The sequence below is a fragment of the Nonomuraea sp. IBHARD001 genome (genome assembly GCF_056106265.1).
Window position 1 is genome coordinate 5,282,075 of sequence record NZ_JBWBBW010000002.1, and the last position, 19,896, is coordinate 5,301,970.

Genomic DNA, 19,896 nt, shown 5'->3' on the forward strand with positions numbered 1-19,896 from the left:
TGCATGGCAACCGTGCCAATAGGCCGGCTCCCAGTCGGCGGCGGCAACCGCAGGGCGATCGGCCCTGCCTCGTCTGCTCCGATCCCCTTCCCAACCGCCCCCTGCCGGGCGACAGCTCTCTCTTCTCCTGCAGCGGCGGACGCCGTCGCTCCCGCAGGCCCGCCTCCGGCCAACACCCCCACAAGCAGCGTCACCACACCGAAGATCGCGACCGCCCCGACACCCCTTCGTCTCGCACGGCCGACAGAGCCGACCACCTCACCCTCGTGCCGCACATCCGCGCTGCGCTGCCACTCCTGCTTCGCCGATCCCGCCATGCGACTCCTCCTTGCGGCTGGCTGACCTGTGCCTTCAGGAGATTGCCATTCGAGCGGGCGATCGCGCGTCAGACCTGGGGCTGGTCTCTGCGTCGGACGCAGGTCTGATCGGAGCGGCGATTCATACCCTGGTCTGACGCGCGCCTCCTCTCCAAGTCGCGATGATTTCGCTGCGGCCGACGAGGCGACGTCGAAGCCGCAGCACGAAGCATCGAGACGAATAGGGTGACGCCGTGAGCCGAGTTCAGGCGGTGACGAGCCGCGCACTGTCCCTTGTGAGTTGTGTCCAGCGTGCGCGGCACGCCGGAATCCCGAAGCGGTTGGCCGGCAGGACGGGCGCCATGGTGGTGGGGGACGCACTTCTGGCAACGATGATCTTCGTGGTTACGGTCGGGAGCGTTCCCGCGGGTACAACGCCTATGGCGTTGCAGGTGGCCTTGGTCGCACCGCTGGCCTGGCGCAGGCGGGCGCCGTTGACGGTGTTCGGCGTCGTCGCCACGGTCGCGTTCGTGCAGTGGCTACTGGGCGTGCAGTTACCGGCGGACGTGGCCTTGCTGGTCGCCGTCTACACGGTGGCGGCCTGGTCAGGCTGGGCGCGTACGGCGACGGCGGGAGCCGTACTGGCCGTCGGGGTTGTACTCGCCTCGCTGCGCTGGGCGCCGGATGGCGGGTTCGCGGGTTCGGTCGTCACGATGGCGGCCATGGCGACCGCCGCCATGGTGCTCGGCCTGAACATGCGTACCCGGCGGGCCTACCTGGTCTCCCTGCAGGAGCACGCCACTCGCCTTGAGCACGAGCGCGACCAGCAGGCCAGGCTCGCCGTCGCCGAAGAACGCACACGGATCGCCCGAGAGGTGCATGACATCGTCACGCACAACCTGTCGGTCATGGTCGCCTTGGCCGACGCCGCCGGATATGCCCAGCAGCACGCCCCCGAGAAGGCAAACGCCGCCACAACACAAATCGCAACCACAGGACGCCAAGCCCTGACCGACATGCGACGTTCGCTGGGCCTGCTACGCGCCGAAGATCCGGAGGCCGAACGACATCCCGTGCCGGACGTTGCTCAACTCGCCAACCTCGCCGAACAGATGCGCAAGGCCGGGCTTCCCACCCATCTCGACCTTGAAGGAGATCCGTCCTGTGTCCCGGCTGCCGCTCAGCTGACCGCGTACCGACTGGTCCAGGAGGCTCTCACGAACACCCTCAAACACACACCGCCTGGAACTCAGGCCAGCGTGCGGGTAAGGCTCGACATCGATGGGGTCGACGTCGAGGTCACCGACAACGGATCGACGCCCGCAAATCACCATGCATCCACTGCTGGGAGAGCGATCGGGCACGGGCTTGCCGGAATGCGCGAACGCACGGCCGTCTATGGTGCTTCGCTGGAAGCGGGCCCGCTCCCCGGCGGCGGCTGGCGGGTCGCTACCCGCCTTGACCTGCGCCCAAGCCCAGCCTTGCTTGAACCCGATACGCCGCTTGAGCCCGATAGGCCATCCGCAAGCCGCCCCGCGGAGCCTGGCGAGCCGCCGCACAGCACCGCCCTGCAAGCGGCCCTTTCGCCCAGATCCGCTCGCACCTCCTCTGCGCCCATGCCGGGCCAGGCCGTGACGATCCTGCCTTCTCCAGCAAACGCACCGGCGGCGATGCCTCGCCGCATGAGCGGGGCGCTCTCAATGCAGCCTCCTACGAAGCCGGAAGCAAGCACATGACGCCCGATCCTTCAGCGATCACCGTCCTCTTGGCCGATGATGAAGCGCTGCTGCGCATGGCCTTCACCATGGTGCTGGACGCGCAATCGGACATGCGTGTGGTCGGCGAGGCAGCTGACGGCGCCGAGGCCGTACGGCAAGCGAGGGCTTTGCGGCCTGATGTCGTGCTGATGGATGTTCGCATGCCGGGCGTCGATGGGATTGCGGCCACTCGTCAGATCGTGAGCGAGTGTCCGGGTACGCGGGTGCTGATTCTGACGACGTTCGATCTGGATGAGCATGCATTCGCCGGGCTCAGGGCGGGTGCTTCTGGGTTCCTGCTCAAGAATGCGCTTCCTGAGGAGTTGCTTGCAGCTGTTCGACATGTGGCGGCAGGGGAGGCTGCGCTCTCGCCACGAATCAGTCGGCGGTTGCTGGAGACCGTCGCCCATCATCTTCCCGTCCTCGGGGCACAGGCTGCGGGCGAGCGGCTTGAGGAACTGACCGAGCGCGAGCGGGAGGTGCTGGTCCGGGTGGCACGTGGTCAGACCAATACCGAGATCGCCACCGCGCTGCACCTGGCTGAGGCCACGGTGAAAACACATCTGGGCCGGGTGTTGTTCAAGCTGGAATTACGCGATCGGGTACAGCTGGTGATCTTCGCATATGAGACTGGGCTCGTGTTGCCTGGCTGAGCCTTCTCGGCTTGGGTCTGCCCTCGCTGAGACGTCGCTTCTGCGGGAGTTGGCAGGCATTGGGGTTTGGGGTTTCGGGGTCGGGCTTCTGCGCCGCCACGGGTACCGTCAGCCTCCAGCCCTTCGATGCCTTCGATGCCTTCGATGCCTTCGATGCCTTCGATGCGAAGATTCCCCGTCAAAGCACTACGACGTGTCAAGACTGGGGTGGCAGAGTTCGGCGCCCTGCCTCCAAAAGGGCTTACGAGCACCTGTTTGGCTTTCAAGGCAGACTGACGATGGGAAAAAGCTCGTTGACTGGGTGGCGCGAGCCTTCATGGGCCGTCCCTTGCATGACAGTGGCGGGGCTCGCCGACGGGGGACGGCATCGGACAGCATCGCTTGTTCAGACTGGCGTTGACAGCCTTGTGCGGGAGATGGGCTTCGAGCCATCTACCGACTGGTGCTTGCGTAGGGAGACTGGCCCTTGCGTAGGGGATCTGCCGATGTGGTGTGTGCAAGCAACGCTGCTCGCGCGTAGGCGGCGCTTGTGTGCGGCGGCCGATGGATTGGTGAGGGAGCGATCATCAGCACAACGGCCGACCGCAATGATCGGCGCGAGTGAAGTGCGTTAGAAGACCATGGCTACGGAGGCGGCTTCGTGGCGTAGGACCAGGACCAGGAGGGTGGCCACCAGGGTTGCGATCAGTAGCCAGCTGACCAAGATGATGATCGTGGAGCGGCGTGGGCGGCGTCGGGGGGTGGTTTCGCCGCGGGCCCTGGCCTCTCGGCGGCGCAAGGAGTCCTCGCTGCGCCGTACCCGCTCGTTGAACGACTCCAAACGGGCAACGAGCCGTGGGTCCTCATCGACGAGGTGATGCTCGATCTGGGCCAGCATCCGTTCCTCGTCCTGCGACCAGGCCATGGCGCACCTCCGCAACACAAGCTATGTGCCGACTTTCTGCCCAGAGCCGAAGATCATTAGCCATACCATCGCACACGTTTTCAGGTTGCGATCTAGATCGAACCTTTGTTCTAATCATGAGATGCGCTGGGACAACCTGCGTCTGACCGACGATGGTCAGACCGATCCTGCCGCGCCGCTGTTCGCTCGCGGCGCGGTCACTCGGACGTTCGACACGCCGGAGTTCAAGGGGATGACGTTCTACGAGATCCAGGCGAAATCCATCATCAACCGGGTGCCGGGCGCCAGCAGGGTGCCGTTCTCGCACACGATCAATCCCTATCGCGGCTGCAGTCATGCGTGTTCGTACTGTCTGGGCGGCGACACGCCGATTCTGATGGCCGACGGCCGTACGAAAGCGTTGGCCGATCTACGGCCTGGCGACCGGGTGTACGGGACGCGGGATGGGGCTGGAGGGCGTCGACTGGTGGTCACCGAGGTGTTGGCGCATTGGTCGAGCGTCAAGCCTGCTTACCTGCTCACGTTGGCCGATGGCACGCGGATAGTTGCCAGTGCGGAGCATCGGTTTCTCAGTGCGGAGGGGTGGAAGCACTTGACCGCTCATCCGAGTCAGGCTCGTGTTGGGCATCCTCATCTCGGGCCGGACGATCGTTTGGTCGGTCTGCCGGAGCAGCTTCTGCGGTCAGGAGAGGCGGCACTGGGGCGGGAAAGTCGGCCGGTGGGGCAGCCTTACCCGGTTCCGACTCCGACTCCGACTTCGGCTCCTGGGACGCGGCAGGCGGAAAGGGAGCCGCTCGTCTCGCGGGGGGTGTTGTCGTTCGGGGTGGAGGCGGATTCCGGGCGGCGCAGCGTGGGAGGTGCGTGGAGTGGGGCGAGCGCCTTGTCGCACGGAGGGCTTGATGGGGTTCTTGTGGAGGCGCGTTCTGGGCTTCGGGTGGTGGGAGTGGAGGCGTTGGGGGGTGAGATGACGCTGTACGACATCACCACGGGGACGGGGGATTTTATTGCGGACGGGGTTGTTTCGCACAACTGTTTTGCTCGTAAGACACACGAATATCTTGATCTGGATGCTGGACTTGATTTCGACTCCAAGATTATCGTCAAGGTCAACGCGGCCGAGCTGGCAAGGAAAGAGCTTGCGTCGGCTCGTTGGGGTGGCCATGCCGTTGCCATGGGGACGAATGTCGACTGTTATCAGCGGGCCGAAGGGCGCTATCAGCTTATGCGCGGGATTTTGCGGGCGCTGATTGACGCGGAGAATCCGTTTTCCATTTTGACCAAGGGTACGCTTATTCTGCGGGACCTTGATCTGCTGACCGAGGCGGCCGAGGTCACTGATGCCAGTGCTGCCGTGTCGGTTGGGTTCGTCGATGCGGATCTTTGGCGGGCGGTCGAGCCTGGTACGCCCAATCCGATGCGGCGGTTGGAGGTGTGCGCCACGCTCAATGAGAACGGCGTGGGGTGTGGGGTGCTGATGGCACCGATTCTGCCGTACCTGGGGGATTCTGCTGAGCAGTTGGAGCGGACGGTTGCTCTTATTGCCGAGAGTGGGGCCACGAGCGTTACGCCGATCGTCTTGCATTTGCGGCCTGGAGCCAGGGAGTGGTTTCTCGGGTGGTTGTCTCGGGAGCATCCTCGGCTGGTGCCTCGGTATTTGGAGCTGTACGGGCGGGGGGCCTACGCGCCTAAGGGGTATCAGGAGCGGGTGGCTGGTCGAGTTCGGGAGCTTGCTTGGCGGTATGGGATTGGGCGAGAAGCGTCGGGGCGGGGTGGGCGGATGGGGATGGGGATGGGAGCGGGGCAGTCGCGCGGGGAGGGGCAGTCGGGTGGAGTGGGGCGGGCGGATGGGGAGGGTCAGGGGCGTGACGGGAAGGAAGCATGTGATGGGAAGGACGTATGTGACGGGAGGGAAGCAGGTGATGGACTGGAGGTAGGTGATGGGCGGGAAGCCCGTGGTGTGGAGCGGGCTGGTGATGTGAGGTGGGCTGGTGGAGGTGTGCGGGCTGAGGCTTTGACGCGCTCTGGCGCTTCGGAACTTGTCGGCTCGTCGACGTTCTCTGGTGGGCCAGGGGCTCGTGATGCGGTAGGTGCGTTGGGAATGTCGGGAGACTCAGCTGGTTCGGTGCGGTCGGGGGTGTCTCGTGGGGTGTCCGGCGTGGATCGCTCGGGTCGGGCTTCTCGGTCGCTTCGTCCAGGTGATGAAGAAGGGGAGCAGCTCACTCTGCTTTGAGGGACTACAGCGGGTGCGTGGAGTCTCGGGGGTACTGCACGTCGCTGCGTGGTGGTCCAGTCGTCTGTGGCTTGGGGCGGTGGTGTGGGCCGTTGGTGTGGGCCGTTGGTGTGGGGCGGTGGTGTTGGGTCCTTGTCCGTGGTGGATGCTGCGGGTGGCTGGGCGGATGTGCAGGTGGTTGTGCCGTTGCTGCTCCAGTACCAGCGGTGATGACGCTATCCGGGGCGCATGCGGCTTGACGGCCAGGAGGCCTTGGAGGGCATCTTGTTCGAGCTGGGCGCCGGGATCGCCAGGGAACGCCGCTACGGCTCGGCTGTGGCTTCGGGATGATGGCGGTGCCTGGTCGAGTGGGCGGAGCTGACTTCTTGCTGTTGGCAGCTCTCATGCACACCCCAAGAGCGCCTGGCACCCGCAACGCCTGGCACCCGCAACAGCCCGCGCGCGAAGTGTCGTACGCGCGCGCAGTGTCGTAATGGAGGGCGGCTCGTCATTTCGTTGAAGCTCCAACACAACCGTCCGACAACACCGCCCCCATCCACCCAAACCAGACAAAATGTCGACTTCCATCACACCATGGGTATAAACCCCACCGATGTCCACTCAACACACCAACCGGACATCACACAAACAGGGGGACAACCAAATGGCAGACGCGAAGAAGAAACCAGGGGCCAAGTCCGGCAAGGCCAAGAAGGCGGCGATCAAGAGTACGCGGGCCAGCAAGGCTGCCAAGAAGCAGGCGCAGCGCCCCGAGCCGACCGAGTAGCCACTCGACCGAGTACCCAGCCGACCGGATAGCCAGTCGGCCAGGTAACCGGCCGACCAGGTCACCAACTGGACGGCACTCCAAGCGACACCACGATGACGACACGCAAGGGACCGGTTCCCGGCGTGGTCGGAGTGGGATCATGATCAGGCAGTCGGCCTCCCGGGTCGACTGCCTGATCGTCCCTCCCGGACGACTGTCTGACCATCTTGTCCGTGTCGATTGCCTGACCGCCCTCCCAGGGCAACCACCTGACCACCCTGTCCGCGTCGACCGCCTGACCGCCCCTCCCAGGGCGACCACCTGACCACCCTGTCCATGTCGACCGCCTAACCGCCCTCCCAGGGCAACCACCTGACCATCCAGTCCATATCGACCACCCGACCGCCCCTTCCAGGAGATCCGTCAGTACATCCATCCCGGTGCGCCGACCTGACCGCCCCTCCCAGAAAAACCCACCAGAACACCCATCCCAAGTCGCCTGCCTGATCTTCGGAGTGTGTGCGTCATGCCCGCGTATGTGCGATACCCGACGATCTTCGGGGATGTGGTGGTCTTCGCTGCTGAGGACGATCTCTGGATGGTGCCTGCGAACGGCGGTCGGGCCTTCCGGCTGACCGCGGGGGTCGCGGAGGCGACGTATCCGCGGTTCTCGCCGCGTGGGGACCAGCTGGCCTTCGCGGGGCGGGAGGAAGGGCCGGAAGAGGTGTACGTGATGCCGGCCGACGGTGGATCGGCCAGGCGGATCACCTACCACGGCACGCGGTCGACGGTTGTCGGATGGCATCCGGACGGGCATGTCGTCTATGCCAGCGATCAGGGGCAGCCCTTCCCTGGGTATCGGTGGCTGCATCGGGTGCTGCCGCATGCGGCCATCCCGGAGCGCCTGCCGTACGGGCCGGCGAACTCCGTCGCCTACGGGCAGGGGGCGCATGCGATCGTGATCGGGCGTAACACGGGGGAACCGGCGCGGTGGAAGCGGTATCGAGGGGGCACGGCGGGTGATCTGTGGATCGGGGACGGGCGGGACTTCAGGCGGCTGATCACGCTGGCGGGGAATCTGGCGGCGCCGTGCTGGGCGGGCGGGCGGCTGTACTTCATCTCCGACCACGAAGGGGTCGGCAACGTCTACTCCTGTACGGCCGATGGCCTGGACCTGACCCGGCACACCCACCACCACGACTACTACGCGCGCAACCTGTCGGGCGACGGCCGCAGGCTGGTCTACCACGCGGGCGGCGACCTGCATCTCATCGAGGACGGCCACAGCAGGCACGTGCCGATCGAGCTGCCCAGCTCGCGTACCCAGCGCAACCGGCGTTTCGCCGACGCCGAGGACTTCCTCGACAGCGCCGCGCTGAACCCGGACGGATCAGGCCTGGCCCTCACCACCAGGGGCAAAGCCTTCACCCTGGCCTGCTGGGAAGGCGCCGTCAGCCAGCTCGGCACCCCGTACGGCGTGCGGTACCGGCTGCTGACCTGGCTCAACGACGGGCACCGGCTGGTCGCGGCGGCCAGCGACGACACCCACGACGAGACGCTGGTCCTGCTGGACGAGGGCGAGACGCGCCTGGCCCACCTCGACACGGGACGCGTGCTCGAACTCGAGGTCTCCCCGGTCGACAACAAGATCGCCCTGACCAATCACCGCAACGAGCTCCTGCTCGTGCACGACGGCACGCTCACGGTCGTCGACTCCAGCCCGTACGGCGCCGTCGAGGACCCGGCCTGGTCCCCAGACGGCCGCTGGCTGGCCTACACCCGCCCGGACACCGAGCACAGCAGCGCCATCATGCTCTACGACACGCGTACGGCGAGCACGCACGCGGCGACCAGGCCGATCCTGCGTGACAGGCGACCGGCCTTCGACCCGAGGGGCGACTACCTGTACTTCCTCGGCCAGCGCGTGTTCAACCCGGTCTACGACGAGCTGCAGTTCGACCTGGGCTTCCCGCTCGGCACCCGCCCGTACGCCATCGCGTTGCGCAAGGATCTCGGCTCGCCGTTCGTGCCGCGCCCGCGCCCGCTGAAGGAGGAGGACGAGGACGAGACGGCCGAGGTGAGCGTGGAGATCGACACCGAGGGGCTGGCCGACCGGGTGGTGGTGATGCCGGTGCCCGAAGGCCGCTACGACCGCGTGGCGGTGCTCAGGCAGAAGGTGCTGCTGTCGACGTTCCCGGTGGAGGGCAGCAGGGGTGACGACTATGCCGAGGCCGCCGACGGCACCCTGCACGCCTACGACCTGTCCAAGCAGAAGCTGGAGACGCTGACCGGCGACCTGTCTGACTTCTGGCTCAGCCGCGACCGCTCCACCCTGCTGTACCGCAGCGACGACCGGCTACGCGTGATCAAGGCGGGCGAGGAGCCGCCCGACGATGAGAGCAGCACGCGTCAGGGCGGCTGGATCGACCTGGGCCGGGTGAAGGTGTCGGTCAGGCCGGAGGCGGAGTGGCGTCAGATGTTCAGGGAGGCCTGGCGGCTGCAGCGCGAGAACTTCTGGAGCGCCGACATGTCCGGCATCGACTGGGAGGGCGTCTACCACCGCTACCTGCCGCTCGTCGACCGCGTCACCACCAGGGGCGAGTTCTCCGACCTGCTGTGGGAACTGCTGGGCGAGCTCGGCACCAGCCACGCCTACGAGAGCGGGGGCGCCTACCGCAACCGCCCGCACTACACCCAGGGCAAGCTGGGCGTCGACTGGAGGTTCGAGGACGGCCACTGGATCATCGGGCGCATCGTGCAGGGCGACCGCTGGGACCCCGACACCACCTCCCCGCTGAACCGGCCGGGCGTCGAGGCCCACCCGGGCGACGCGGTGTTCACGGTCAACGGCCAGCCGACCGGCCTCGCGGTCAGCCCGGACGAACTCCTGGTCAACCAGGCGGGCCAGGAGATCAGGCTCACGATCGCCGACCGGGCCGCGGTCGTCGTGCGGGCGCTGGCAGACGAGCAGCCCGCCCGCTACCGCGACTGGGTCGAGGCCAACCGCGCCCTCACCCACGAACGCAGCCAGGGCCGCGTCGGCTATCTGCACGTGCCCGACATGGGGCCCGACGGCTACGCCGAGTTCCACCGTGGCTTCCTGACCGAGTACGACCGGCACGCGCTGGTCGTGGACGTACGGTTCAACGGCGGCGGGCACGTCTCCGGGCTGCTGCTGCAGAAGCTGGCCAGGCGCAGGCTCGGCTACGACTACCCGCGCTGGGGGCGGCCGACGCCCTACCCGGCCGAGTCGCCGCGCGGGCCGCTGGTCGCGCTCACCAACGAGTGGGCGGGCTCCGACGGCGACATCTTCAGCCACACCTTCAAGCTGCTCGGTCTGGGCCCGCTCGTCGGCAGGCGCACATGGGGAGGCGTCATCGGGATCTCGCCGCGGCACCATCTGGCCGACGGGACGATCACCACCCAGCCGGAGTTCTCCTTCGCCTTCGACGACGTCGGCTGGCAGATCGAGAACCACGGCACCGAGCCCGATATCGAGGTGGACATCACTCCCGCCGATCACGCCACAAACCATGACACGCAGCTCGAAACCGCTGTCGACACCGCCCTCGACCTGTTGAAAAACCACCCGCCACACACCCCGCAACGCCCAAAATCACAGCGGGATGCAACGTAAGCCCCGTAACCGACGTCTAACAGGGTGTCGGGTCACGGGGAAACGACCCGGCGGACGAGCACGCCCGCGGGCGGTGAGCATCATCTCACCGCCCGCCACGCGTGTTCCGGCAAAGGCCGGTCAGTAGTACGGCCACCACCTGGACGAAGGGGGCTCCTTCCAGTGCGCGTCATCCTGCGCAAGGGCAAATCGGCGATCTACCGCGCCTACCAGGCGGCCAACCGCCGCAAGGCCCGCAAGGCGCCGCCGCCCTCCACGCACAAGGTCCGCATCCTGCTGCTGCACGCGCACGGCATGGGAGGCACGATCCGCACGGTGTTCAACCTCGCCGACTATCTCGTCGAGGAGCACGACGTCGAGATCGTCAGCGTGCTGAAGGAGGCCGAGCAGCCCTTCTTCCCGATCGATCCTCGGGTGCGCTTCACCTTTCTCGACGACCGGCTCACCCCGCACCACGGCGTCAACGCCTGGCTGTCGGGCAGGCCGAGCAAGCTCATTCCCGAGCAGGAGTCGGCCTACCACCGCTTCAACCTCTACACCGACCTCAAGCTCTCCAGGTTCCTGCGCACGCTCGACACCGGTGTGCTCATCACCACCAGGCCCGGCCTGAACCTGGCCACCGCCCAGCTCGCGCCGCCGCACATCATCACGATCGGCCAGGAGCACGTCGCCCTGCAGACCCAGCCCGAGGCCCAGCAGGCGCTGATCAAGCGCCGCTACCGCAACCTCGACGCGCTGGTCACCCTCACCAAGGCCGACCTGCGCGACTACCGCGCCACCCTGACCAGGAAGCCGCGCAAGCTCACCCGCATCCCCAACGCCGTGCCCGACATGAACGGCTCACGCGCCGACCTCGACGCCAAGGTCGTCGTCGCCGTGGGCCGGATGACCAAGCTCAAGGGCTTCCACCGACTCATCGAGGCCTGGGAGCAGGTGGCCGCCGCCCATCCCGACTGGACGCTGCGCATCTTCGGCGCGGGCCCGCAGGAGGAGAACCTGCACAAGGAGGTCCACGACCGCGGCCTGCTCGGCAAGGTCGAACTGCCGGGCCCGACCACCGACGTCGGCGCCGAACTGGCCCGCGCCTCCGTCTTCGTGTGCAGCTCACGCCACGAGGGCTTCCCCATGACGATCCTGGAGGCGATGGCGACGGGCCTGGCCATCGTGAGCTTCAACAGCCCGCACGGCCCCAAGGAGATGCTCACCGACGAGGTCGACGGCCTGCTGGTCAAGCCGCGTACGGTCGACAACCTCGCCGCCGCGATCAACCGCGTCATCGAGGACCGCGACCTGCGCCGCGATCTGGCCGCGGGGGCCAGGGTGACGGCCAGGACCTACAACCCGCAGGCGGTCGGCGCGCAGTGGGACGCGCTGTTCACCGAGCTCCTGGCCCGGCGCCAGGGCACCTACGTGCGTCCGCCACGCCCGCTCTGACCTGGCTCGACGCCTGCCGCCCGGCGCTGCCTATACTCAAGATCCCGTTCGCCTGATCTCGGAGGGGTCGTGCCGCCACGCATCCTGACCGTCCTCGCGGCGATCTCCGCGGGTGGCGTCGTGGGGGCGCTGACCAGGTACGGGCTGGTCGTCGCCGTTCCGTGGGCGCCGGGTGGCTTTCCCTGGCCGACGTTCGCGGTCAACGTCTCCGGGTGCCTGCTCATCGGTGTGCTGTATACGGTGCTGGCCGCGACGCCGTCCGCCTCGCCGCTGTGGCGGCCCTTCCTCGGGACGGGGGTGCTCGGCGGGTACACGACCTTCTCCGGGTACGCCGTCGACGCGCACGAGGCCATGAAGGCGGGCTCGCCGCGCACGGCGCTGGTCTACCTGGCGGTGACGCTGGTGTGTGCGATCGGCGCGACGCAGGCCGGGGTCGTGGTCGGGCGTGGGGTGGCCGGGCTGCTGAGGGCCGGGTCGTGAGCGCTGCCGTGCTGCTGGTCGCGGCGGGGGCCGCCGTGGGAGCGCCGATGCGCTATCTGGCCGACCGGGCGGTCCAGGCCTGGCACGGGGGGCGTTTTCCGTTCGGGACGCTGAGTGTGAATGTGGCGGGGTCGGCGCTGCTGGGGTTCGTGGTGGGGCTGCCCGCCTCGCCCGGGTGGGCCGCCTTCCTCGGTCCCGGGCTCTGCGGGGCGCTGACGACGTACTCGACGTTCGGCTACGAGACGGTGGCGCTGCTCGGTGGCGGGGCGCGGACGCTGGGCGTGCTCAACGCGCTGGTGAGCGTCGCCGCGGGGCTCGGCGCCGCGGTGTGCGGTGTGACGCTGGCCGAGGCGCTCGCCGGTTGAAGCCGCTCGAAGCCGGTTGAAGCTGGTTGAAGCTGGTCGAACCGGCCCTATCGGGGGTCCTGCCAGGGGAAGCCCGCCGGGAAGGTCTCGGCCGCCAGACGGCGCTGGCCCTCGGCGTTGGGGTGGAAGTAGTCCCACTTGCTGATCTGCCCCAGCGTGAAGGGATAGGCGAAGACCGCTCCCCCGTCGAAGCGGCAGGCCGGGCCGTAGATCGAGCACTGCTCGGCCAGGACCTCGTTGTAGGCGATGATGCGCGCCCTGACCCTGGCCCTGCGGTCGTTGTCCTTGGCCGCCTTGGAGGTGGGGTTGACCAGCATCGCCGGGCAGATGCGGCCCAGCGCCCAGAACGTGCGGGCCACGACATTGTTCCTGCCGACCTGCCACAGCCTGCGCAGGTCGGGGATGCTCGCCACGAACACCCGGGCGCCGGGCAGCCCGGCCCCGAGTTCGCCGAAGGCCGCCGCCACCCGCTTGCGGTAGGTGGCCACCGGTGTCATCGCCTTCTCCGTGCTCACACACGCGTCCTGGGCGCCGATGAGCACGGTGACGTATCCGGCCTTGGCGTCGACCGCCTGGCGGACCTGGCCCATGAGGTCGGCGCTGGTGGAGCCGGGCACGGCGAAGTTGCGGTTGCCGCCCTTGATCGCCGGGCCGAGTTCGAGCAGCCGCGTGTAGTGGCTGCGCACATCGGCGTGGTCGCCCGCCGACCAGGAGCGCGAGGTGCACGAGACGTACCAGCCGCAGGCGTTGAACCCCGCGCTGATGGAGTCGCCGAGCGCCGCCATCACGGTCGGCAGCGGCTCGCGCGCGCCCGACGCGGACGCGGGAGCGGGCATGAGCGCCTGCGGCAGCAGCGCGGCGACGAGCACGAGTACGGACACCAGCGGACGGGTCACGGTCACCTCCAGGGGCATCCCAAGCTAGAGATCACCAGGCCACGGCCACCATGACCGGACGGCAAGCTATGCCTACCCCCAACCCACTTCCTATCGCCGCTTGACAGCACGACGGATATCGGGATGCCCTCAATACCGGGCGATGTCGGAGTTTTGTACTTTGCCGGTGTTGTAACCGACATCTCACATTCGCTTGAGTCGAACGCGTTCAGTTCCGGCATAGAGTGGCTGGCGTGAGTGTCGCGCTCGGAATCACCCGCCCACTGACGGTTCGCACCAGCCCCGTCGGCGACCCAGGCGACCTGCTCGCACGCCTTCCGCAGACCGCGCCCTATGCCTGGATCAGGCACGGCGAAGGCCTGGTCGGATGGGGCGAGGCCGCACGCGTCGCGGTGCCGCCCGGTCCCGGCCGCTTCGCCTGGGCCCGTCGCTGGCTGGCCGCCACGCTCGGCGAGGCGCACGTGTCATCGGGCGTCGAGGCGCCCGGGGCCGGGCCGGTGGCGTTCGGCAGCTTCACCTTCGACGAACGCGTCGCCGGATCCGTCCTCGTCGTGCCGCGTGCCGTGCTCGCCAGGCGTGGCGGGCGGGCCTGGCTGACCACCGTGGGGCCGGTCAGGCTCGACGACATCACGCCGGTGAGGTCGCCGGGGCGCATCAGCTACGGCGACGGCAGCCTCACCGCGCCCGGGTGGGAGGCCGTCGTGGCGCGTGCCGCCCGGCGCATCCGCGACGGCGAGCTGGAGAAGGTCGTGCTGGCCCGCGACCTGACCGCCACCGCCGAGCACCCCATCGACGTGCGACTGCTGCTGGCCAGGCTCGCCAGGCGCTATCCTGAGTGCTACACCTTCTCCGTCGCCGGGCTGGTCGGCGCGACGCCCGAGCTGCTCATCCGGCGCACCGGCCAGCAGATCGAGTCGCTGGTGCTGGCCGGCACGACCGCGCGTGGCGGCGACGAGGCCGACGACCTGGCCAGGGGCAGGGCGCTGTTCGCCTCGGCCAAGGACCGCAACGAGCACTCCTGCGCCATCGCGTCCGTGCGCGAGACGCTCGCACCGCTGTGCGCCGAGCTCGCCGTACCCGAAGAGCCCGAGCTGCTCGTGCTGCCCAACGTGCAGCATCTGGCCAGCCCGGTCAGCGGGCGGCTGGCCGACGGCGCCTCCGTGCTCGACGTCGTCGAGGCCATGCATCCCACGGCGGCCGTCGGCGGCACCCCCACACCCAAGGCGATCGAGGTCATCCGCGAGGTCGAAGGCATGGACCGGGCCGGTTACGCCGGGCCGGTCGGCTGGATCGACGCCAAGGGCGACGGCGAGTGGGGCATCGCCCTGCGTTCCGGACTGGTGTCGGGCAGGCGGGCCAGGCTGTTCGCCGGGTGCGGCATCATGGGCGATTCCGACCCGGCCGCCGAACTCGCCGAGGCGCAGGCCAAGTTCCGCGTCATGCAGTACGCCCTGGAGGGCTAGGAGGCCTCGTCGGAGCCGGAGGCGGCGCGGCTCTCACGGACCCGCCGCACGATCCACCACAGTACGGCCAGGGCCGCCACGCCGAGCACGACCTTCGAGACGATGCCCATGTACTGCTCGACCAGGTGCCAGTTCTCCCCCAGCAGGTATCCGGCCAGCACGAACACGGTGTTCCACAGCCCACTGCCCGCCAGCGTCAGCAGGGTGAACGTGCCCAGCGGCATACGCTCGACGCCCGCCGGGATGGAGATCAGGCTGCGGAAGACCGGGATCATCCGCCCGAAGAAGACCGTGCTGCGGCCGTGCCTGTTGAACCAGTCCTCGCTCTTCTCGATGTCGGAGACCTTGATCAACGGCAGCTTCGACGCGATGGCCACCACCCGCTCACGCCCGAGCAGCGCGCCCAGCGCGTAGAGCATCAGCGCCCCCACGACCGATCCGGCGGTCGTCCAGAGGATGGCCGCGAGCAGGCTCATGTGCCCCTGGCTCGCGGTGAACCCGGCCAGCGGCAGGATGACCTCGCTCGGCAGCGGGGGGAAGAGGTTCTCCAGCATGATCGCCAAACCGGCCCCCGGGGCGCCGAGCGCCTCCATGAGGCCGACGGCCCAGTCGGCGATCTTGTCGAGAAACAGTGATGGCATGGGAATGAGGCTATGAACTGCCCGGTTGTGGTGCGTCGAACCCTCGGTGTGACCTACGCCTCATTCCCGATCAAGGGGGACATGGATCTCCTCCCCTATGTCGACTTTTGCCCTGCCTGCCGTCAGCGTGGCCACCCAGTCGGCGAACGCCGTCTCGCGCTCCTGCGCCACCGCGACCGTGAACACCACCTCGGCGCCGTAGCCCACCTCGCGCACGGCGTAGGAGGAGGCGCGCAGATCGCTCTCCAGGCGTCCGGCCAGCGCGTGGTCGGCCGATACGCGCATCAGCCTGGCCGGGATCATCCGCACCGGGCGCACCCGGTCGAGGGTCTCGGTCACGGCCGAGCCGTAGGCGCGCACCAGGCCGCCCGCGCCGAGCAGGACGCCGCCGAAGTACCTCGTCACGACCGCGACGACGTCGCTGAAGCCCCTGCCGACCAGCGCCTGCACCATGGGCGTGCCCGCTGTGCCGCCAGGCTCCCCGTCGTCGTCGCCCTTGCGGATGCTCGCACCGATGACGTAGGCGGTGCAGTGGTGGGTCGCCGACGGATGCAGCCTGCGCCGTTCGGCGATGAAGGCCGCCGCCTGCCCGACCGTCGCGGCCGGAGCCAGCGCGCACAGGAAGCGCGAGCGCCTGGCCTCCGTCTCGTGCTCGGCGACATCGGTCAAGGTCAGGTACGGCGCGGCCATCCGACCAGCATAGAGGTGCCTGTGCCTTTACAATGTAGATCATAAATTGGGCCCGGAAAGTCGCCCTCCCACCGGTGAACACGCGACTACGCTCGCAGGGTGACGGATATCAAGAACCTCGCGCGCCGAGCCATGCCCGTCGTCCTGGCCGAGATCGGCGAACACCGCGAGAGCGCTCCCCCCACGAGCCTGATGAGCCTGCTGTTCCCCTCCCCCGACCCGGCGCTGCGCTCGGCGGTCGCCGAGATCGCGGCCGACCCCGATGACGCTCCCCCGCGAGGCGTGCTGGAGAGCGCGGTGCGCTCGGCGCTGGCCGACGACGCCCTGCGCCGCGAGGTCGAGGCCAGGCTGGGCGCCCACGCCCCCTCCCCCTCGGTGCACGCCAGTGGCACGCGCTCGGTGGCCATCGGCGGCGACAGCACCGGGATCATCATTACCGGCGACGGCTACCAGCGCTGAACCCCGCATCCGGACCGGCTGGAGAGCGCCCCTCATGAGCACACCCTTCCCGCCGCCCGGCGAGCGCGGCACGGCCGTCGGCAGGGACAACACCGGACTCATCATCACCGGCAACGGCGCCAGGATCGGCGAGAGCGCCGTGCAGCTGCCGCCGGTCGGCGAGGTGCCCGCGCCGTCGTGGCTGTCCAACCTGCCGCGCCATCCCGCGCTCGACTTCGTCGGCAGGGCCGAGGCCAGCCGGGCGCTGACGGCGTCGGGCACCACGCACGTGCTGCACGGCCGGGGCGGCATCGGCAAGTCGGAGCTGGCCATCCAGCACGCCGAGACGCATCGCGCACGCTACGGGCTCGTGTGGTGGATCGTCGCCGACAGCGCGGCGGGCGTGGACCGCGGGCTGGCCGAGCTGACCAGGGAGTTGCTGCCCGAGCACCCCGGCGTGCCGCAGGCCCAGGCCGTCGTCTGGGCCAGGGCCTGGCTGCGGGCCCACCCGGGCTGGCTGATCGTCTTGGACAACGTGGAGGACCCGGCCGACGTCTCGGGCCTGACCGTGCAGCTCAAGCAGAGCGGGCACTTCATCATCACCACCAGGCTGGAGCGGCCAGCCAGGGCCTGGGGCACACGCAGCCTGCTCGCCCTCGACGTGCTCGACCCCGGCTCGGCCGTCGAGCTGCTGCTGGCCTGCGCGGGGCGGCACGTCGAGGCCGGGGTGGCGATGGAGGTGGCCAGGGCGCTGGAGTACCTTCCGCTGTCGGTCGAGCAGGCCGGGGCGCATCTGGGCGCCAGCGCCACCGACCCCGGCGCCTACCTGCGCCAGCTGCGCGAGGACGCCGAACGCGAGGCGGGCACGGCCGGGCACGCGGTCGGCAGGGCGCTGTCGATCAGCTTCGGCGCGCTGCCCGGCCCGGCGCTCGGCCTGCTGCGGATGCTCGCGTGCCTGACGCCGGGCGAGGTGCCGAGGATGTTCCTGCCGCCCGAGCGTGCGGGCGAGCTCGCGCTGCTGGAGAAGGAGGGGCTGGTCAAGACCACCGGCACCGCCATCGCCCTGCACCGGCTCGCCCAGGACTCGGTGCTGGCGGACGCGCGGAGCTCGGGCGCTCTTGAGCAGGCACGCGCGCAGGCGCTGTCCGCGCTCGCCGCCCATCTGCCCGGCTCGCACGACTTCGCCGCCGTCGACTGGCCCGAGGGCGCGGCCGTCGTCGCCCAGCTGGAACACCTGCTCCCGGACGCCCCGGCCACCGACGACCTGCGCAGACTGCTGCTCGACGCCTCCCGCGCGCTGCGGCTGACCAACCGCCTCGACCAGGCCGCCGACTGGGCCGAACGCGCCCTGGCCCTGTCGCGGCCCGGCACCGCCGACCATCCGTGGCACCTGGCCAATCTGGCCTCGCCGCTCGGCGAGACGATGGTGCAGGGTCGTGCGATGGAGCTGCAGCGCCAGGCCGTGGCCGCGGCGGAGCGGACGTTGCCGCCCGGGCATCCCGATCTGGCCTGGCATCTCAGCAATCTGTCCATCTACCTGGTCAACCAGGGCGAAGGGCAGCAGGCGCTGGCCTCGGCCGAACGCGCCGTGCGGATCGCCGAGTCCGCACTGCCTGCCCCGCATCCGCATCACGCGTTGTACCTGAGCGACCTGGCCCACGCCATGACCTCGGTCGGCAGGCTGGAGGAGGCGCTGGCCCTGCAGGAGCAGGCGCTCGGCATCGCGCGTGCCTGCCTGCCCGACGGCCATCCCTCGCTCGCGGCCAGCCTCTACTCCCTCGGTGTGGCCTTCATCGACCTGCAGAGGCCGGACTCGGCGCTGCCGTACCTGCGGGAGGCGGTGGAGATCACCACGCGGGCACCCGTGGCCAGGCCGCACGATCTGGTGGCGCGGGTCGGGCTGGTCGCGGTGTGTCTGGGCATGCTCGGCCGGGGCGAGGAGGCGGTCGAGGCGGCCGATCGCACGCAGGCGCTGGCCCGGGGGCTGCTACGGCCGGACGAGCGGCTGAACGAGTGGGTCAGGGAGATCGTCGCCTACAGCCGCAGCACGGCCTGACATTTCCGGAAATTTGCCGACGCCTCCGCTTGCATGCCCGACTCCGTACGATGTACGGTACGGCGTACGGCAATCAAGGAGACTCTGTGACCATCACCCCGTTCCGGCTCGACGTCCCCCAGCACGACCTCGACGACCTGCGTGAGCGGCTCGACCGGGTGCGCTGGCCCAGCGAGGTGCCGGGGCACGGCTGGACGTACGGCGTGCCGCTCGACCACCTCAAGGAGCTCGTCGGGCACTGGCGCGACGGCTACGACTGGCGGGCCGCCGAGGCCGAGCTGAACGCGTGGCCGCAGTTCACCACCGAGATCGACGGGCAGCGCGTGCACTTCCTGCACGTGCGCTCGGCCGCGGAGCACGCCCTGCCGCTGCTCATCACGCACGGCTGGCCGAGCTCGCCGATCGAGTACCTCGATGTGATCGACGCGTTGTCGGCCGACTTCCACCTGGTCATCCCCTCCCTGCCCGGCTACGGCCTGTCGGGTCCGACCACGGAGTTCGGCTGGGGCTCCACGCGCATCGCCAAGGCGTGGCTGGAGCTGATGGACAGGCTCGGCTACGCCAGGTTCGGCGTGCAGGGCGGCGACTGGGGGTCGTGGATCTCCCGCGAGGTCGGCGTGCTCGCGCCCGAACGCGTCGTCGGCGTGCACGGCAACGGCCTCATCTGCTTCCCGATCGGCGCACCCGGCGAGCTCGACGGCCTGAGCGAGATCGAGCAGGAGCGCATGGCCTTCCGCCAGAGCTACATGAGCGAGCAGTACGGCTACAAGCTCATCCAGTCGGCCAGGCCGCAGACGTTCGCCGCCGTGGTGTCGGAGCCGCTCGGGCTGCTGGCCTGGCTGACCGGCGTCTTCCACGAGTGGAGCGACGTCAAGGGCGTCCCACGCGAGCGCCTGCTGACCACCGTCATGCTCTACTGGCTGACCAACACCGCGGGCTCGGCCGCGCGCTCGTTCGTGGAGACGCCCGACACCTCCGAGGACACCGGTGTGGAGTGGGAGCTCACCACCGCCACCGTGCCCACCGGCGTCGCGGTCTTCCCCAAGGACATCCTGCGCCCGATCCGGCGTTTCGCCGAGCGCGACAACGCCATCGTGCACTGGAAGGAGTACGAGCGCGGCGGCACGTTCGCCGCGCTGGAGGAGCCCGAGTCCTATGTCGCCGACGTCCGGGCCTTCTTCGCCGCGCTGGGCTGAGCCGCGTTGAGC

General features: G+C 69.0%; 15 protein-coding genes and 1 pseudogene. 12 read left to right on the forward strand and 4 right to left on the reverse strand.

Features of this window, described 5'->3' with window-relative positions:
• The first annotated feature begins 658 nt into the window (after positions 1-658).
• Together ACTWNK_RS26145 and ACTWNK_RS26150 are read left to right on the forward strand one after the other, a co-directional pair.
• Positions 659-2,032 carry a sensor histidine kinase gene (locus tag ACTWNK_RS26145; RefSeq protein WP_474307180.1) on the forward strand — a complete coding sequence of 458 codons (1,374 nt, stop codon included), beginning with the start codon at positions 659-661 and terminating at the stop codon, positions 2,030-2,032.
• Positions 2,029-2,706 carry a response regulator transcription factor gene (locus ACTWNK_RS26150; protein ID WP_474307181.1) on the forward strand — a complete coding sequence of 226 codons (678 nt, stop codon included), beginning with the start codon at positions 2,029-2,031 and terminating at the stop codon, positions 2,704-2,706. Before ACTWNK_RS26145 ends, ACTWNK_RS26150 begins: the two co-directional genes overlap by 4 nt.
• Before the next feature lie 610 nt (positions 2,707-3,316).
• Here the strand turns inward: ACTWNK_RS26150 and ACTWNK_RS26155 are convergent.
• Positions 3,317-3,610, reverse strand: coding sequence for a DUF3040 domain-containing protein (locus tag ACTWNK_RS26155; protein ID WP_474307182.1), 294 nt, complete (start codon positions 3,608-3,610; stop codon positions 3,317-3,319).
• 121 nt (positions 3,611-3,731) lie between these two features.
• On the opposite strand from ACTWNK_RS26155, the pseudogene ACTWNK_RS26160 reads away from it, so the two are divergent.
• The 6 genes and pseudogenes from ACTWNK_RS26160 to ACTWNK_RS26185 all read left to right on the forward strand — a co-directional run.
• Positions 3,732-5,381, forward strand: a pseudogene (locus tag ACTWNK_RS26160) (Rv2578c family radical SAM protein); the annotation flags it as partial.
• 1,102 nt (positions 5,382-6,483) lie between these two features.
• Entirely contained in the window at positions 6,484-6,606 is a 123-nt protein-coding gene (locus ACTWNK_RS26165; protein WP_474307183.1) for a hypothetical protein, read from the forward strand.
• A gap of 508 nt (positions 6,607-7,114) precedes the next feature.
• Positions 7,115-10,225, forward strand: coding sequence for a S41 family peptidase (locus ACTWNK_RS26170; RefSeq protein WP_474307184.1), 3,111 nt, complete (start codon positions 7,115-7,117; stop codon positions 10,223-10,225).
• A gap of 162 nt (positions 10,226-10,387) precedes the next feature.
• Complete coding sequence (locus tag ACTWNK_RS26175) at positions 10,388-11,659, forward strand: glycosyltransferase family 4 protein (RefSeq protein ID WP_474307185.1); 1,272 nt, start codon at positions 10,388-10,390, stop codon at positions 11,657-11,659.
• Positions 11,660-11,728: 69 nt separating this feature from the next.
• Entirely contained in the window at positions 11,729-12,139 is a 411-nt protein-coding gene (locus ACTWNK_RS26180; protein ID WP_474307186.1) for a fluoride efflux transporter FluC, read from the forward strand.
• A complete protein-coding gene (locus ACTWNK_RS26185; protein ID WP_474307187.1) occupies positions 12,136-12,504 on the forward strand; it encodes a fluoride efflux transporter FluC in 369 nt (122 codons plus the stop codon). Before ACTWNK_RS26180 ends, ACTWNK_RS26185 begins: the two co-directional genes overlap by 4 nt.
• Before the next feature lie 47 nt (positions 12,505-12,551).
• On the opposite strand, the gene ACTWNK_RS26190 is transcribed toward ACTWNK_RS26185, so the two are convergent.
• Positions 12,552-13,400 carry an SGNH/GDSL hydrolase family protein gene (locus tag ACTWNK_RS26190; RefSeq protein WP_474307188.1) on the reverse strand — a complete coding sequence of 283 codons (849 nt, stop codon included), beginning with the start codon at positions 13,398-13,400 and terminating at the stop codon, positions 12,552-12,554.
• A 233-nt stretch (positions 13,401-13,633) separates the two neighbouring features.
• Between ACTWNK_RS26190 and ACTWNK_RS26195 the strand changes: the two genes are divergently transcribed.
• Positions 13,634-14,863, forward strand: coding sequence for an isochorismate synthase (locus tag ACTWNK_RS26195; protein ID WP_474307189.1), 1,230 nt, complete (start codon positions 13,634-13,636; stop codon positions 14,861-14,863).
• Here ACTWNK_RS26195 and ACTWNK_RS26200 read toward each other — a convergent pair.
• Positions 14,860-15,504, reverse strand: coding sequence for a DedA family protein (locus ACTWNK_RS26200; protein WP_474307190.1), 645 nt, complete (start codon positions 15,502-15,504; stop codon positions 14,860-14,862). The genes ACTWNK_RS26195 and ACTWNK_RS26200 overlap by 4 nt on opposite strands.
• A gap of 60 nt (positions 15,505-15,564) precedes the next feature.
• The gene (locus ACTWNK_RS26205) at positions 15,565-16,194 is read right to left on the reverse strand and encodes an IMPACT family protein (protein ID WP_474307191.1); all 630 of its coding nucleotides are present in this window, start codon (positions 16,192-16,194) and stop codon (positions 15,565-15,567) included.
• Between the two features lie 99 nt (positions 16,195-16,293).
• On the opposite strand from ACTWNK_RS26205, the gene ACTWNK_RS26210 reads away from it, so the two are divergent.
• The 3 genes from ACTWNK_RS26210 (at position 16,294) to ACTWNK_RS26220 (ending at position 19,884) form a co-directional block, all read left to right on the forward strand.
• Positions 16,294-16,653 (forward strand): hypothetical protein, encoded by a 360-nt coding sequence (locus ACTWNK_RS26210; protein WP_474307192.1) that lies wholly within the window; start codon positions 16,294-16,296, stop codon positions 16,651-16,653.
• A 34-nt stretch (positions 16,654-16,687) separates the two neighbouring features.
• Positions 16,688-18,688 carry a tetratricopeptide repeat protein gene (locus ACTWNK_RS26215; RefSeq protein WP_474307193.1) on the forward strand — a complete coding sequence of 667 codons (2,001 nt, stop codon included), beginning with the start codon at positions 16,688-16,690 and terminating at the stop codon, positions 18,686-18,688.
• 86 nt (positions 18,689-18,774) lie between these two features.
• Positions 18,775-19,884, forward strand: coding sequence for an epoxide hydrolase family protein (locus ACTWNK_RS26220; RefSeq protein WP_474307194.1), 1,110 nt, complete (start codon positions 18,775-18,777; stop codon positions 19,882-19,884).
• Positions 19,885-19,896 lie beyond the last annotated feature (12 nt).

Excerpts from the sequence above, each read along its gene's own strand:
- ACTWNK_RS26170 (WP_474307184.1), top strand. The coding sequence starts at position 7,115 with ATGCCCGCGTATGTGCGATACCCGACGATCTTCGGGGATGTGGTGGTC.
- ACTWNK_RS26200 (WP_474307190.1), bottom strand. The coding sequence starts at position 15,504 with ATGCCATCACTGTTTCTCGACAAGATCGCCGACTGGGCCGTCGGCCTC.
- ACTWNK_RS26145 (WP_474307180.1), top strand. The coding sequence starts at position 659 with ATGGTGGTGGGGGACGCACTTCTGGCAACGATGATCTTCGTGGTTACG.
- ACTWNK_RS26205 (WP_474307191.1), bottom strand. The coding sequence starts at position 16,194 with ATGGCCGCGCCGTACCTGACCTTGACCGATGTCGCCGAGCACGAGACG.
- ACTWNK_RS26150 (WP_474307181.1), top strand. The coding sequence starts at position 2,029 with ATGACGCCCGATCCTTCAGCGATCACCGTCCTCTTGGCCGATGATGAA.
- ACTWNK_RS26155 (WP_474307182.1), bottom strand. The coding sequence starts at position 3,610 with ATGGCCTGGTCGCAGGACGAGGAACGGATGCTGGCCCAGATCGAGCAT.
- ACTWNK_RS26165 (WP_474307183.1), top strand. The coding sequence starts at position 6,484 with ATGGCAGACGCGAAGAAGAAACCAGGGGCCAAGTCCGGCAAGGCCAAG.
- ACTWNK_RS26215 (WP_474307193.1), top strand. The coding sequence starts at position 16,688 with ATGAGCACACCCTTCCCGCCGCCCGGCGAGCGCGGCACGGCCGTCGGC.